This is a genomic window from Pantoea sp. X-Soil-TKNS-1280, from assembly GCF_059730475.1.
The window spans coordinates 662,095-676,564 of record NZ_AP035962.1 but is presented as its reverse complement, the minus strand read 5'-3'; the positions used below and the strand labels follow the sequence as shown (position 1 = coordinate 676,564).

The 14,470-nt window shown below is 54.9% G+C and carries 11 protein-coding genes; 6 read left to right on the top strand and 5 right to left on the bottom strand.

Features of this window, described 5'->3' with window-relative positions; genetic code table 11:
- The first annotated feature begins 170 nt into the window (after positions 1-170).
- Together AC6I8X_RS03045 and AC6I8X_RS03040 are read left to right on the top strand one after the other, a co-directional pair.
- Positions 171-806, top strand: coding sequence for a hypothetical protein (locus AC6I8X_RS03045; RefSeq protein ID WP_299457687.1), 636 nt, complete (start codon positions 171-173; stop codon positions 804-806).
- Positions 807-898: 92 nt separating this feature from the next.
- Complete coding sequence (locus AC6I8X_RS03040; protein ID WP_497840538.1) at positions 899-1,576, top strand: MarC family NAAT transporter; 678 nt, start codon at positions 899-901, stop codon at positions 1,574-1,576.
- Between the two features lie 68 nt (positions 1,577-1,644).
- Here the strand turns inward: AC6I8X_RS03040 and AC6I8X_RS03035 are convergent, their stop codons facing one another.
- From AC6I8X_RS03035 to AC6I8X_RS03025, 3 genes are read right to left on the bottom strand one after another with little or no spacing between them, the layout of a single operon-like run.
- The gene (locus tag AC6I8X_RS03035; RefSeq protein WP_313683298.1) at positions 1,645-2,901 is read right to left on the bottom strand and encodes a c-type cytochrome; all 1,257 of its coding nucleotides are present in this window, start codon (positions 2,899-2,901) and stop codon (positions 1,645-1,647) included.
- Positions 2,902-2,905: 4 nt separating this feature from the next.
- Positions 2,906-4,675, bottom strand: a complete 1,770-nt coding sequence (locus AC6I8X_RS03030) for a GMC family oxidoreductase (protein ID WP_299457694.1) — start codon at positions 4,673-4,675, stop codon at positions 2,906-2,908.
- Between the two features lie 36 nt (positions 4,676-4,711).
- The gene (locus AC6I8X_RS03025) at positions 4,712-5,443 is read right to left on the bottom strand and encodes a gluconate 2-dehydrogenase subunit 3 family protein (RefSeq protein WP_084872347.1); all 732 of its coding nucleotides are present in this window, start codon (positions 5,441-5,443) and stop codon (positions 4,712-4,714) included.
- Between the two features lie 532 nt (positions 5,444-5,975).
- Between AC6I8X_RS03025 and AC6I8X_RS03020 the strand changes: the two genes are divergently transcribed.
- The 3 genes from AC6I8X_RS03020 to AC6I8X_RS03010 all read left to right on the top strand — a co-directional run bounded on the left by AC6I8X_RS03020 (position 5,976) and on the right by AC6I8X_RS03010 (position 10,418).
- A complete protein-coding gene (locus tag AC6I8X_RS03020) occupies positions 5,976-7,547 on the top strand; it encodes an ABC transporter substrate-binding protein (protein WP_497840537.1) in 1,572 nt (523 codons plus the stop codon).
- Positions 7,548-7,618: 71 nt separating this feature from the next.
- Positions 7,619-9,121, top strand: coding sequence for a helicase HerA-like C-terminal domain-containing protein (locus tag AC6I8X_RS03015; protein ID WP_497840536.1), 1,503 nt, complete (start codon positions 7,619-7,621; stop codon positions 9,119-9,121).
- Positions 9,122-9,131: 10 nt separating this feature from the next.
- Positions 9,132-10,418: a DUF445 domain-containing protein gene (locus tag AC6I8X_RS03010; RefSeq protein WP_313683301.1), complete on the top strand. Its 1,287-nt coding sequence runs from the start codon at positions 9,132-9,134 to the stop codon at positions 10,416-10,418.
- Between the two features lie 38 nt (positions 10,419-10,456).
- On the opposite strand, the gene lptG is transcribed toward AC6I8X_RS03010, so the two are convergent.
- Together lptG and lptF are read right to left on the bottom strand one after the other, a co-directional pair.
- The gene (lptG, locus tag AC6I8X_RS03005; protein WP_084872337.1) at positions 10,457-11,533 is read right to left on the bottom strand and encodes an LPS export ABC transporter permease LptG; all 1,077 of its coding nucleotides are present in this window, start codon (positions 11,531-11,533) and stop codon (positions 10,457-10,459) included.
- The gene (gene lptF, locus AC6I8X_RS03000; protein WP_299457704.1) at positions 11,533-12,633 is read right to left on the bottom strand and encodes an LPS export ABC transporter permease LptF; all 1,101 of its coding nucleotides are present in this window, start codon (positions 12,631-12,633) and stop codon (positions 11,533-11,535) included. The genes lptG and lptF overlap by 1 nt, the downstream gene beginning before the upstream one ends.
- A gap of 269 nt (positions 12,634-12,902) precedes the next feature.
- On the opposite strand from lptF, the gene pepA reads away from it, so the two are divergent.
- On the top strand, positions 12,903-14,414 hold the full coding sequence (gene pepA, locus AC6I8X_RS02995; protein WP_084872334.1) for a leucyl aminopeptidase: 1,512 nt from the start codon (positions 12,903-12,905) through the stop codon (positions 14,412-14,414).
- Positions 14,415-14,470: the final 56 nt, after the last annotated feature.

The window sequence follows — 14,470 nt, the reverse complement described above, 5'->3', positions numbered from 1 at the left end:
GCGCGAGGCGCACAGGCAAGCTGTCCCTTGCCTGTGCGTTTATCGCGCTCTCCCCTTCCCCGGCAAAATCGCACGTCCGTGCTGCCTGTCACGTCCTTCTCTTGCGCTGTGATTTCCCCGCAACATCATTAACGTTATAGTGGCGTTTTGGATCACATAGGACAGCGCGCATGAAAGGCATCAACATTGCGATTTACTTCGATCCCGACCTGATTCGCATTTGCGTACATCAGCAGGACGGCAGCTACCTGAGCCACAACTTCAATTACGAAGACAGCGTAATTGAAGAGATTTACCAGTGGCTGGAGCAGTTCACCCCCAATCGCACCCATATTTGCCTGATTGAGCATGACACCGCCGATATCCTTGCGGATGAGCTGGTGGATAACGGTTATCACGTCCATCAGGTGAGCCAGCATGATTTACTGGACTGGTTTGCCAGCGAGCCCCCCTCCACGCCAGATGGATCGCCGGTACGTGCTCTGCTGCGTTATCTGGAGGAGGAAAAGCCAGAGGAATACCAGTCACGTACGCCGCAGATTGAAGCACTGATGGATATGCTGGATGAGCTGGACGAACTTGAAGCGGTGGAAGAAGCCGAAGATGAGGACAGCCTGCCGGATGATGTCCTGCGCCTGATGAAGCAGAAAAAAATCAGCGCCAATGATGCAGCACAACGGCTGATACCGGATGTGAACGAGCGTATTCGCGAGCATCTGATCCAATATCCGGACCTGATGACGCCCGAGCTGCTGGAAGACTTTTTCCCGGAGCTGATTGAAGCGCTGGATCGTCCAAAACACTAATCACACGCCCGCGCAAGATTTGCCACGTTGTCTCCGTAAACTGTGCCACGCGCTGATATGTCATCGGCGCGTCTACATCAGAAGGAATCGACATGCTGGAACTTTTCAAAGCCATTGGCCTTGGGCTGGTGGTCATTCTGCCCCTCGCTAACCCACTCACCACCGTGGCGCTGTTCCTTGGCCTCGCGGGGGATATGAATTTTCAGGAACGCAACCGCCAGGCCATGCAGGCATCCATCTACGTTTTCCTGATTATGATGGTGGCTTGGTATGCCGGTACGGCGGTACTCCATACCTTTGGTATCTCCATCCCTGGCCTGCGCATGGCCGGTGGGCTGATAGTGGCCTTTATCGGTTTTCGTATGCTGTTTCCCGCCAAACCGGTCGGCCATTCGGTGGAGGCGGAGCATAAGCACGACGAGATGGAATCCAGTGATAACCAACGTGAAAGCGTCAATATCGCCTTTGTGCCGCTGGCGATGCCCAGCACCGCCGGTCCGGGAACCATTGCGATGATCATCAGCTCGGCATCAACGATACGCAGCGGCGTTGATTTCCCCGGCTGGGTGATAGCCGTGGCACCGGTAATGATCTTCTTTTTAGTTTCGCTGATTTTGTGGATATCGCTGCGCAGTTCTGGCGCGATTATGAAGCTGGTGGGGAAAGGCGGTATTGAGGCGATTTCACGCCTGATGGGCTTCCTGCTGGTGTGTATGGGCGTGCAATTTATTATCAACGGCGTGCTGGAAGTGATACATACCTACAAGTGAATTTCCGCACCACACCGTAATTGCGCGATAAATCGCGCCGCTACGATGAGGTGCGGTTTAGAACACGGTTATTCGTGCTTCAGCGTCTTACGCACTTCAGTCACCTGATCTTTGGTGACTGCCGGTGCGTTGTTGCTCCAGCCCTGACGGATAAAGGTTGCCAGCTGCGCCACTTCATCATCACTCAGACGATTAGCGAAGCCAGGCATCAACAAGGTTGAGGCCGTCTTCTCTGTCGATGGCTGTTGCGCACCGGCCAGAATGGTATGGATCAGCCCGGTAGGATCTTTGGCATTCACGATAGTGGCCTGATCCAGTTCCGGGAACACGCCCGGTGCACCTTTACCGGTGACAAAGTGGCACGCACCACAGTTGTCGAGATACAGACGCTCACCTTCCGAGAGATTTTTCCCTGCGGTCAGTTTCGCTTCCGTCGCCTGCTGAGCCTGCACGTTATACGCCTGCAACGGTGGATTACCACCCAGGAACTTCAGGTAGGCCGCGATGGCTTTCAGGTCAGCATCGGTCATGTGCGAGCTGCTGTGCTCAATCACCGACTTCATCTCACCGCCCACTGCCGCTTTATCGTTACGGCCAGTTTGCAGGTAATCAACGATCTCCTGCTCACTCCAGCGCGGCAGACCACGCAGAGAAGGCACATCCCAGTTGTTCAGGCTACCGCCCGCCAGGAACTGCGCATCGCTGCTGTCGAGCGCTTTCTCGTTCATACCGAAGCCGCGCGGCGTATGGCAGCTGCCGCAGTGGCCGAGGCTCTCAACGATGTACGCACCGCGGTTCACCTCTTCCGAAGCGCCACCAATAGGCTGGAACGGCTTATCAGAAGTGAACGCCCAGTTCCAGAAACGCATGCCCCAGCGCTGGCTGAACGGGAAGCTCAGTTTGGTTTCCGGCGGTTGCTCGGCACTGGGTTTCACGCCCTGCATAAAGTAGACATACAACGCGTGCATATCTTCATCGCTGATTTTGGCGTAATCCGGGTACGGCATCGCCGGGTAGAGACGCGAGCCATCCGGCAGCACGCCTTTACGTACCGCGTCTGAGAACTGCTGCTCGGTATAGTTACCGATACCGTGCTCTTTATCCGGCGTGATATTGGTGGAGTAGATGGTGCCAAGATTCGACTCAATCGCCAGGCCACCGGCATAGTCCGGCTTACCCGCAACCGAGTGGCAGGCCATACAGTCGCCGAGGCGCGACAGGTATTCACCCTTTTTGATCAGTTGAGCATCATCTGCCGCGTGCGCCTGTACTGCAAAACTTCCCAGCAGTACGGCATTAGCAATTAACAATGATTTTAATTTCATGCGCTTATGCCTGTACCAGTGGGCCGGGGTTTTTCAGATACTGTTCTTTGATTGCCTGTGCCGCCATCAGGGTGATCGCACCGATGGTATCGGTCGGGTTCGCCTGGAAGTTCTGCGGGAAGGCGTTTCCGCCCGGTACAAACACGTTATGCACGTCCCAGCTTTGCAGGTACTTGTTCAGCGCGGAGGTTCTCGGGTTATCACCCATCACCGCACCGCCCACGTTGTGGGTGGAAACGTATTTGGTCAGGTCAAAGTCAGCGCCCATTGGCAGGAAGCTCATGCTCATGCTATCCGGATTCAGTTCTTTGGCGATGTTGCCCACGATGCCTTTCAGATGCTGCTGCAACTTCAACTCGTTCTCTTTCCAGTTGAAGGTCATACGCAGCAGCGGATTGCCACGGTGGTCGGTGTAATGCGGATCCAGATCGAGGTAGATATCACGGTACGACTGACAAGTCGTGGTGATGCTGATCTTCATTGAATGGTTGTACCACTGCTCCAGACCTTCCTTGTAACCCATACCCCAGCTCGGCGTACCTTTCGGCAGCGAGGTGGCGATTGGCGTACCGGTCGCCTGCGAACTGTGGATCTTGGCACCACCAAGGAAACCGAGGCCTGGGCCATCGAAGTTACCCGGAGAGATGTCGTTAAACATCTGGCCCGTCGCACCCGCGGTAGCGAATGAATTGAAGTTTTTGTCTTTGAAGAACAGGGTCGCGCCGCCGTTCGACAGGAACGCATAGTTACGTCCTACCACACCTTCTTCGGTGATCGGGTTGTACGGTTTTCCGATACCGGACAGCAGCATCAGACGTACGTTGTAGAGCTGGAAGCTGGAGAGCACCACGATCTTCGCGGGCTGGAAGACTTCGTTGCCATCGACATCGTAGTAAATCACGCCTTTCGCGGTTTTCTTATCATCATGCAGCACCACTTTCACCACTTCGGCGTGCACTTCGTAAGAGAAGTTTGGCATACGCTTCAGTGCGTCCATCACGGCGGTTTGCGGTGAGGCTTTGGAGTAGTTCAGGCACGGATATTTCGAGCAGTAACCGCAGTAGTTACAAGGCGCGATGGTATTGCCATACGGGTTTTTCCACGCGCGTGACACGCAAGCGGACGGGTTCGGGAACGGATGGTAGCCCAGTTTGGTGGCAGCTTCCTTGAACATCACGTTGTTCAGCGTATCTTCCAGCGCTGGCAGCGGATAAGGCTCAGAACGTGGGCCTTCAAACGGGTCACCGCCTTCGAGGATCTGGCCGCGCAGGTTACCGGTGTTACCGGACTGGCCGCAGATCTTCTCAAATTTGGTGTAATAAGGCTCGATCTCGTCCCAGGTGAACGGGAAGTCCATCACGCGCATATCTTCCTGCAGAACACCCGGCTTGTAAGCCTGATCGGCGTAGGTCTTCAGTTTGATATCGGTTGGGGTCGGACGAATCAATACCGCCGTCCAGTGCATACCTGCACCACCTACCCCGGTACCCGGTGCAAACGCGCCCCATTTACGGGTCGGCAGCGCCGTTTGGTCCATGTTGTAACGCACGGTGACCGCCACTTCTTTTGGCGTGGCAAATACCTTGTTACGTACGTTATAGGCGTATTCATCGGCCGGTTTCGGGTAGGCGAATTCGGGATAATCGCGCTCACCGCCGCGCTCCAGCGCGCGAACTTCCAGACCAGCCAGCGCCAGTTCAATGCTCATTAACGAGCCTGCCCAGCCGAGGCCGCAGACAACGACATCGACTTCTTTTTTAGTAATCTGTGCCATGTTATTCCTGTCTCAAATACCTGATGCGAAACGCAATTACGCGCGCTCACCCATAATGCTGACCGGGCCAAGCGGGTACGGTACGTTGTGCTGTTTAACCCACTCGGTGAAGCTGGCGCGTGCGCCAGGGAAGCCGATGGCAATCCAGGCTTTCATGCCCTTGTTGCCGCCGTACATCGGATCAGCGAGGTAGCCATGTTTGGTATCTGCAAGCAGTTGGCTAAAGAACTGGGAGGCTTTCAGGTTCGGCTCGCCCAATGCAGCGAAGTCGATACCATCATTCTTGTTAACTTTGGTGAGAACCGCGTCTTTCTCTTCCAGCGTCAGCTCATGAAACGCTTTCTGGTAGCTGCTCTGCGTCCACTGATTCACCAGTTTGATACCGGTGTGGTACATCTGCTGCGGCGTGAACGGGATCTGGTAACCCATGGTGGCTGGCGCATGCACGTCAAACGGACCCTGCATGTAGATTTCATCGCCAAACTCCGGGCTGTGCAGCTGCTGGTCGATAAAGATCGGTACGTTCGTTTCCAGTGCTCCGGGTGCTTTGCCATTTCCCCCGGCGGGGATCAGGCGATCGGTGGCGGCAAGGATAAATTGCCACTCATCAGCGCTGAAAAAGATCGGTTTATAGTCGGCAAGTTCCGGTGCTGCCATTTCCGCAGCCTGGGCCGCAGTTAATCCCTTAAATACCAGGTCACTTAATGGCAAAGCCAAAAGCGACCCAAGCAGAAATTTACGTCTGGTGGTCGGTTTTTGTAGAAGCATGGCCTGACGACTCTCACTTGCTAAGAAAGATAATTATTTTTGTTAATGGCTTAATTAATCGGTAAACAACCTGGCAATCTTAGGCATACAAATATTTCAAAGTGTAAGAGTTAAATTAAAAATGTGTTTTGATGAGAAACCATCATGATGTTGAATTTTGGTTACGGGCTGGTAAAGCGCTTTCGAGGCGGGAATTTCCGTTTTATCCGTACAAATGTCAGGTTTTTGTCCGAATCGACTGTGCAAATGACCAAAACAATTTACGTATCGCAATAATACCGTAAATTAATCGATAAAAAGAAATCATACTTCCATACAAGAGAATTATTCTCATTAATAACATTCTATTTACTTAATAGAAACACCACCTCCATATCTATTTCTGAAAAATGACAGGCAGCGCACAAAATAAGCGAAATAATTGAACACCGAAACGAATTGTTAATTTCTGGCACAGCTCAGAACAAACCGGCATTTTGCCCTGGCGACCTCAGCGATAGAGTCAGTTAATCAATCACTCAGGATAACCATAATGCGATCATTCGTTTTGTTACTGGCGCTAATGGGCAGCGCCTTTGCCTTACAGGCGGCAACGCCGAAAGACACGCTGGTTGTGGCGGTACCGCTCGACGGCATTATCAGCTTCGACCCCGCCGAAAGCTTTGAAACCGTCAGCAACAGCGTCCAGCGTAATCTGTATCAGACGCTGGTTGAGGCGGATCGTGATACACCACAGAAACTCGCGCCACTGCTGGCCACCTCCTGGCAACCCGGCAGCTATGCGCACAGCCTGGTATTCAACCTGAAACAGGGAGCGCATTTCTCCAGCGGCAATCCGGTGACCGCCCAGGATGTAGTGTTCTCACTCAGCCGGGCTGTGCAACTCAACAAAGCGCCATCGTTTATCCTCGCGGAGTTTGGCTGGACGCCGGACAATATCGCCGGACAGTTTAAGGTGCTGAACGACCACCAGCTGGAAATTCAGTGGCCAGCGGCGATTGGTCAGGACCTGGCGCTGCGTCTGCTCACCGCGCCGGTGGCATCGATTGTTGACAGCAAAACGGTGCAGCAACATGCCAGCAATAACGACCTCGGTAACGGCTGGCTGCATACCCACTCTGCGGGTAGCGCGGCCTTTGTGATTCAGCAATACGTGCCACAGCAGGCACTGGTGCTGAACGCTAATGAACAGGCCCAGCCGCAGCCTCATCTGCACCGTATCCTGCTGAAAGGCGTGGCTGATGCCGGTGCGCGTCGTCTGCTGATTCAGCAAGGGGATGTCGATGTCGCCTACCAGCTCGGCCCCGATCAGATCGCCGCCCTGAAAAGTGATAAGAATCTGCGTATCGATGCCTTCCCCTCCAGCCTGGTGTACTACCTCGGTTTCAACACGCAAAATCAGGCTCAACCTGCGCTGGGCAACCCGGCCCTGTGGCAGGCGGCTCGCTGGCTGGTGGATTATCACGCCATTGCCGATCAACTGCTGAAAGGCCAATACCGTATTCATCAGAGTTTCCTGCCGCAGGGTTTCGACGGCGCGCTGGAAAATCAGCCCTTCCATTACGATGTGGCGAAAGCGAAGCAGATCCTGCAGCAGGGGGGAATTAAGCCGGGTAGTCGTTTCACGCTGACGGTGATCAACCAGCCGCCCTATATCGATGTGGCTCAGGCACTACAGGCCAGCTTCGCCAAAGCGGATCTGCAAATTGAGCTGCAACCGGTGGCGGAATCAGAGCTGTGGAGCAAAATGCGTGGGCGTGATTTCCAGTCGATTTTTATCTACTGGGGGGCGGACTATGTCGATCCCAATACCAACGCCAGCGCCTTTGCTTATAACGTTCCTGGCGGCTCGAAAACCCTGGCCTGGCGCGTTGGCTGGGAAATCCCGGACTTAAGCGCCAAAACCCGTGCCGCGGCCGGAGAAAGCGATGCCGCCAAACGCCGTCAGCTTTACACCGAATTGCAGCAGTCATTGCAGCAAAACTCACCGTTTGTCATCACCTTGCAAGGGGCACAGCAGGTGGCGGTGCGCAACAATATCGACCATGTGCAACAGGGGATCGGCGTCAGCCTGCTGTATTTCGATACGGTAGAAAAACACTAATCTGTTACGTAGCGGCTGGCACACCTTTGCTATTCTTTCAGGCATAACCATTTGCCTGAAAGAGAAAAATCATGACCAGCCCGCAGCTGATTGCACAAACCCCGGAAGTGAAACTCCATCTGTTACCGCAGATGGCCAACCGCCATGGCCTGATTACCGGTGCAACCGGTACCGGTAAAACGGTCACGCTGCAAAAGCTGGCGGAGTCGTTCTCCTCGATTGGTGTGCCGGTCTTTATGGCCGATGTGAAAGGCGATCTGACCGGCGTGGCCGCAGAAGGCGAAGGCTCGGAGAAGCTGCTGGCGCGCCTGGCGAAGATCGGGGTTACCGACTGGCAAGCACAACGTAATCCGGTGATGCTGTGGGATATTTTTGGCGAGAAAGGCCATCCGGTACGCGCGACGGTGTCCGATCTCGGCCCGCTGCTGCTGGCGCGTTTGCTTAACCTTAATGAGGTGCAGAGCGGCGTGCTGCAAATCATCTTCCGCATCGCCGACGATCAGGGCTTGTTGCTACTGGATTTCAAAGACCTGCGCGCCATGACGCAATATATCGGCGACAACGCCAAATCCTTCCAGACGCAATACGGCAACATCAATAGTGCCTCGGTCGGTGCCATCCAGCGCGGTCTGCTGGCGCTGGAACAGCAAGGTGCGGAACATTTCTTTGGCGAACCGATGCTGGATATCCGCGACTGGATGCGCTGCGACGACCAGGGCAACGGCTTTATCAACATCCTCTCCGCGGAAAAGCTCTATCAGATGCCCAAACTCTACGCGACCAGCCTGCTGTGGCTGCTGGCGGAGTTGTATGAACAATTGCCCGAAGCGGGCGATCTCGATAAACCGAAAATGGTGTTCTTCTTCGATGAAGCCCACCTGCTGTTTAATGATGCGCCTGCGGTGCTGCTGGAAAAAGTGGAACAGGTGATTCGCCTGATCCGTTCCAAAGGCGTCGGCGTCTATTTTGTCACGCAGAATCCTGGCGATATCCCTGACAGCGTGCTGGGCCAGCTGGGGAACCGGGTACAGCATGCGCTGCGCGCGTTCACTCCTAAAGATCAGAAAGCGGTGAAAACCGCTGCCGAAACCATGCGCGCCAACCCGGCATTTAATACCGTCGAAGCCATTCAGGCGCTCGGTACCGGCGAAGCCCTGATTTCCTTCCTGGATGAAAAAGGCAGCCCGTCGATAGTCGAACGTGCGATGGTGATTGCACCGGGTTCGCGGATGGGTCCTGTTAGCAGCGATGAACGTAACGGGCTGATCAACCATTCGCCGCTGTATGGCAAATATGATACTGAAGTTGATCGCGAATCTGCCTTTGAAATGCTGCAAAAAGGCTTTCAGGTTGCCACTGAGCAGGCCAGTGCGCCGGAAGCCAAAGGAAATAGCGTATCGGTCGATGATGGCATCCTCGGTGGTCTGAAAGATATCCTGTTCGGTAGCACCGGCCCTCGGGGCGGCAAACGTGATGGCGTGGTACAAACCATGGCGAAGAGCGCCACACGGCAAATTACCAATCAAATTATTCGCGGCGTGCTTGGCAGCCTGATGGGAGGTCGTCGTCGTTAGGGAGCGGTCTATGGATAAACATCAACAGCTCAAACGAAGCAAGCGTCTGGCATTGTCGTTGCTGCTGATTGCCGCAGCGATTTTTGTCATCACCTTATTTCTGCCGCCCAACTTCTGGGTAAGCGGCGTGAAGGCGATTGCGGAAGCGGCGATGGTGGGCGCACTGGCTGACTGGTTTGCAGTGGTCGCGCTATTCCGCCGCGTACCGGTGCCGTTTATTTCGCGCCACACCGCGATCATTCCCCGCAATAAGGACCGCATCGGCGAAAACCTTGGGCGCTTTGTGCAGGAAAAATTCCTCGATACCGATTCTCTGCTGGCGCTGATTCGGCGTCATGATCCGTCCCAAATGCTGGCGCAGTGGCTGAATGCGCCGGGTAACGCCGATCGCATTGGCCGCCATCTGTTGCAGGTGATGCGCGGCTTTCTCGATCTTACTGACGATGCCCGTATTCAGCAGTTTCTGCGTCGGGCGGTGCATCGCGCGCTCGACAAAGTGGATCTCACACAATCCGGTGCGCTGCTGCTGGAGAGTCTGACCAAAAACAATCGTCATCAGGAACTGCTGGATGCCGCAGTACAACAACTGCTGCGCCTGCTGCATAAACCGGGCACGCGGGAATTTATCGCCACGCAAATTGTTCGCTGGCTGAAACGTGAGCATCCGATTAAAGCCAAAATGCTGCCGACGGAGTGGCTCGGTGAGCACAGCGCCGATCTGGTGGCCAACGCGGTGGATTCGATTCTGGACGAAGTAGCACTCGATCAGGGACACGAATTTCGCCTTGGTTTTAACCGCGCAGTGGAACGGTTGATTGCAAAGCTGAAAAACGATCCGGACATGGCTGAGCGTGCCGATGTCATCAAAAGCTGGTTAAAGGAAGATGAGTCGCTGAACCGTTATATCGGTGAATTGTGGCAGGATCTGCGCGGCTGGCTGAAGGAAGATCTGAGTAGCGATAACTCGCGCGTGCAGGAACGGGTCCGGCTGGCGGCGTTATGGCTGGGGGAAACGCTGGCGGCCGATCAGGCGCTGCGTACCTCAATGAATCAGCATCTGGAAGATGCCGCGCGCAGCGTTGCACCCGAGTTTGCACAGTTTCTGACGCGCCATATCAGCGATACGGTAAAAAGCTGGGATGCCCGTGAGATGTCGCAGCAGATTGAGTTGAATATTGGCCGGGATTTGCAGTTTATCCGCATCAACGGCACGCTGGTGGGCGGTTCGATTGGGCTGGGCTTGTATCTGCTGTCGCAGCTACCGATGTTGATTGAGCATTTAAGCCGTTCCCCGTAACGGCGCGATTTATCGCGCCGTTACAGATGATGCAGCTATCAGCGCCGTTTAAACAGCAGGAACAGGCTGATCAGCAGGAACGCACCGCTCGGCAGAATCGCGCCGAGAATCGGCGGGATGCCATACACCAGGCTTAATGGGCCAAAAATCTGGTCCAGCACGTAGAACAGGAAGCCGAAGCTGATACCTGTTACCACACGCACCCCCATCGACACACTACGTAGCGGGCCGAAGATAAACGACAGCGCCATCAGCATCATCACCGCCACGGAAAGTGGCTGGAAGATTTTACTCCACATATTCAGCTGATAACGACCGGCTTCCTGCCCGCTTTGCTTGAGGTATTTGCTGTAGTTGTAGAGACCGCGAATCGACAGCGCATCCGGGTCCAGCGCTACCACACCCAGCTTATCTGGCGTCAGGTTGGTTTTCCATTCACCGCTCAGGCTCTGCGAACCGGTAATTTGCTTCGGATCTGTCAGGTCGGACTCATCGACCTGCGACAACACCCAGAGCTTCTTCGCGTTATCCCAGGTGGCGGTCGCCGCATAGCGTACGCTCAGCAGACGACGTTGATCGTTGAAGTTGTAGATGCTGACACCATCAATCTGGTTATCGCCTTTGATGCGTTCGATATAGATGAAGCTGCGACCATCTTTCGCCCACAGACCATTTTGCGTCGAGACCAGCGCCCCGCCATACAGCTGCTGCGCCCGGTAGTTACGCGCCATTTGTTCGCCCTGCGGCGCAACAAACTCACCAATCGCCATGGTCAGCAATACCAGCGGAATCGCCGTTTTCATCACCGCCAGTGCCACCTGCATGCGGGTAAAACCCGATGCCTGCATCACCACCAGCTCACTACGCTGCGCCAGCGTTCCCAGACCCAACAACGCGCCGAGCAGTGCCGCCATCGGGAAGAAGATCTCGATATCTTTCGGCACGCTGAGCAGGGTGTAGTAACCCGCATCCAGAGCGGTGTACACGCCTTGCCCGGTTTTACGCAGCTGATCAACAAACTTGATGATGCCCGACAGTGACACCAGCATGAACAGCGTCATCATGATGGTGTTGAAGATGGTTTTGCCGATGTAGCGGTCAAGTACCTTAAACATCACACTGACCCTCCACGGCTAAAACGGGCACGGATGCGGCGCATCGGCACCGTATCCCACAGGTTCAGGCCGATCGCCAGCGCCAGATACGCGAAGTTAACCACCCACATCCAAATCGCCGGATCGAACTTGCCTTTTGCCGCATTCGACCGCAGCGAGCTTTGCAACAGGAAGAAGATCAGATACAGCAGCATGGCAGGCAGCATCGACAGCACACGGCCCTGGCGCGGGTTCACCACGCTAAGCGGCACCACCATCAACGCCATCACCAGCACCGCAAACACCAGTGTCAGACGCCAGTTTAACTCTGCATTAAACGACGGATCTTTGCTTTGCCACAGCGTGAGCATATCGGCCTGGCTGGAATCGTTAGGATCGAGCACCGCTTCTTTGTAACCCACTACCGCCTGATAATTGACGAAGTCGGTAATGCGGAAATCCCGCAGCATCGCCGTGCCTTCAAAGCGAGTGCCTTTATCCAGCGTCACCACCTGCGAACCATCCGGGCGTTGCTGCATATGCCCGCTGTCGGCCAGCACCACGGAAGGACGCGCATTGCCCTTCGGACGCAGCTGCGCGAGGAAAACGTTGCCGAACTGATTGCCCTTCACATCTTCAACGAACAACACTGCATTGCCGTCGCTGGAGGTCTGGAATTGACCTGCCGCCAGCGCCGCCGCACCAGGGTTGGCTTTCGCGTTCTGCGTCACCTCATCCTGATAACGCGAGGACCAGGGACCCAGCCACACCACGTTGATGGTTGCCACGATGGAAGTGAGCAGCATCAGGATCATGGCTGCTTTCACCAGCACGCTTTTACCCAGGCCGCAGGCATGCATCACCGTGATTTCACTTTCGGTGTACAGCCGCCCAAGGGTCATTAAAATCGCCAGAAACAGGCTTAGGGGCAGGATTAGTTGTGCCATTTCAGGCACGCCAAGTCCTAACAATGTCAGAACCAGGTTTGTCGGGATTTCGCCATCCACCGCGGCACCCAGGATCCTCACTAACTTCTGACAAAAGAAGATCAGTAGCAGGATGAACAGGATAGCCAGCTGGCTTTTGAGCGTTTCCCGAACCAGATATCTAATGATGATCACGCTTAGTACGCCTGTGATAACTTGTCTTTTTGCAGGAAAATCGCTAGTTTCAACGCTTATCAGCCATTTTTCTTCATCAATGGCCGTCATCGCAGCTAAAATAGTATGACAAACGCGTCCGGGTGGTGAAAAAACAACACATTGCCACCCTAACTCATTATGACCGCCGGCGTTTAAATGTCATGGCGTCGCAACAAATTTAATGCGTTACGAGCGCGCTACATTCTAACGACAGCTTCGGCCGTTGTCTTTAAGATTCAGGAGAGTGCATGGAGTTCAGTGTAAAAAGCGGTAGCCCGGAAAAACAGCGTAGCGCCTGTATTGTAGTTGGTGTTTTCGAACCGCGCCGTCTGTCACCGATTGCCGAACAGCTCGATAAGATCAGCGACGGCTACATCAGCGCCCTGCTGCGCCGCGGTGAGCTTGAGGGTAAAGTGGGCCAGACACTGCTGCTGCACCATGTGCCAAATATTCTTTCCGAGCGCATCCTGCTGATCGGCTGTGGCAAAGAACGCGAGCTGGACGAGCGTCAGTATAAGCAGGTTATTCAGAAAACGATTAACACGCTGAACGATACCGGCTCAATGGAAGCGGTATGTTTTCTGACCGAACTGCACGTCAAAGGCCGCAATACCTACTGGAAAGTGCGTCAGGCAGTCGAAACCTCGAAAGAGGCGCTGTACAACTTCGATCAGCTGAAAAGCAACAAAGTCGAACCTCGTCGCCCGCTGCGTAAGCTGGTGTTTAACGTGCCGACGCGTCGTGAGTTAACCAGTGGCGAACGCGCCATTCAGCATGGTCTGGCTGTCGCCTCTGGTGTGAAAGCCGCCAAAGACCTCAGCAATATGCCGCCAAATATTTGTAACGCCGCTTATCTGGCGTCGCAGGCGCGCCAGCTGGCGGATGCCTTCAGCAAAAATGTCACCACCCGGGTGATTGGCGAACAGCAGATGAAAGAGCTGGGTATGAATGCCTATCTCGCCGTCGGTGCCGGTTCGCAGAATGAATCGCTGATGTCAGTGATTGAATACAAAGGAAGCAGCGATCCGGACGAACGTCCGATTGTGCTGGTTGGTAAAGGTCTGACCTTCGATTCCGGCGGTATCTCGATCAAACCCGCCGAAGCCATGGACGAAATGAAGTACGACATGTGCGGCGCTGCCTCGGTTTATGGCGTGATGCGCATGGTGGCGGAGCTGAATCTGCCGCTGAACGTGGTGGGCGTGCTGGCGGGCTGTGAAAACATGCCTGATGGCCGTTCCATGCGTCCGGGTGATGTGCTGACCACGATGTCAGGCCAGACAGTAGAAGTGCTGAACACCGATGCCGAAGGTCGTCTGGTGTTGTGTGATGCCCTGACTTACGTTGAACGCTTCGAGCCGGAAGTGGTGATTGACGTCGCTACCCTGACCGGTGCCTGCGTGATTGCGCTGGGCCATCATGTCAGTGGTTTGATGTCGAACCATAATCCGCTGGCGCACGAATTGATCGGGGCTTCAGAACAGTCTGGCGACCGCGCCTGGCGTTTACCGATGGCGGATGAGTATCAGGAACAGCTGGAATCCAACTTTGCCGATATGGCAAACATTGGTGGCCGTCCCGGTGGTGCCATCACTGCCGCCTGCTTCCTCGCACGCTTTGCCCGCAAATTTAACTGGGCGCACCTGGATATCGCCGGTACCGCCTGGCGTTCCGGTAAAGCCAAAGGTGCCACCGGCCGTCCGGTGCCGCTGCTGTCGCAGTTCCTGCTGAATCGTGCAGGTCTCAACGGCGACGATTGATTGCTGGATTGACCTTACTTGTGGGGCGCATAATGCGCCCCAATGTCATTAATGGA

Coding starts and splice junctions, on each gene's coding strand:
- AC6I8X_RS03010 (WP_313683301.1), top strand. CDS start 9,132: ATGGATAAACATCAACAGCTCAAACGAAGCAAGCGTCTGGCATTGTCG.
- AC6I8X_RS03015 (WP_497840536.1), top strand. CDS start 7,619: ATGACCAGCCCGCAGCTGATTGCACAAACCCCGGAAGTGAAACTCCAT.
- AC6I8X_RS03035 (WP_313683298.1), bottom strand. CDS start 2,901: ATGAAATTAAAATCATTGTTAATTGCTAATGCCGTACTGCTGGGAAGT.
- AC6I8X_RS03045 (WP_299457687.1), top strand. CDS start 171: ATGAAAGGCATCAACATTGCGATTTACTTCGATCCCGACCTGATTCGC.
- AC6I8X_RS03040 (WP_497840538.1), top strand. CDS start 899: ATGCTGGAACTTTTCAAAGCCATTGGCCTTGGGCTGGTGGTCATTCTG.
- AC6I8X_RS03030 (WP_299457694.1), bottom strand. CDS start 4,675: ATGGCACAGATTACTAAAAAAGAAGTCGATGTCGTTGTCTGCGGCCTC.
- AC6I8X_RS03020 (WP_497840537.1), top strand. CDS start 5,976: ATGCGATCATTCGTTTTGTTACTGGCGCTAATGGGCAGCGCCTTTGCC.
- pepA (WP_084872334.1), top strand. CDS start 12,903: ATGGAGTTCAGTGTAAAAAGCGGTAGCCCGGAAAAACAGCGTAGCGCC.
- AC6I8X_RS03025 (WP_084872347.1), bottom strand. CDS start 5,443: ATGCTTCTACAAAAACCGACCACCAGACGTAAATTTCTGCTTGGGTCG.
- lptG (WP_084872337.1), bottom strand. CDS start 11,533: ATGTTTAAGGTACTTGACCGCTACATCGGCAAAACCATCTTCAACACC.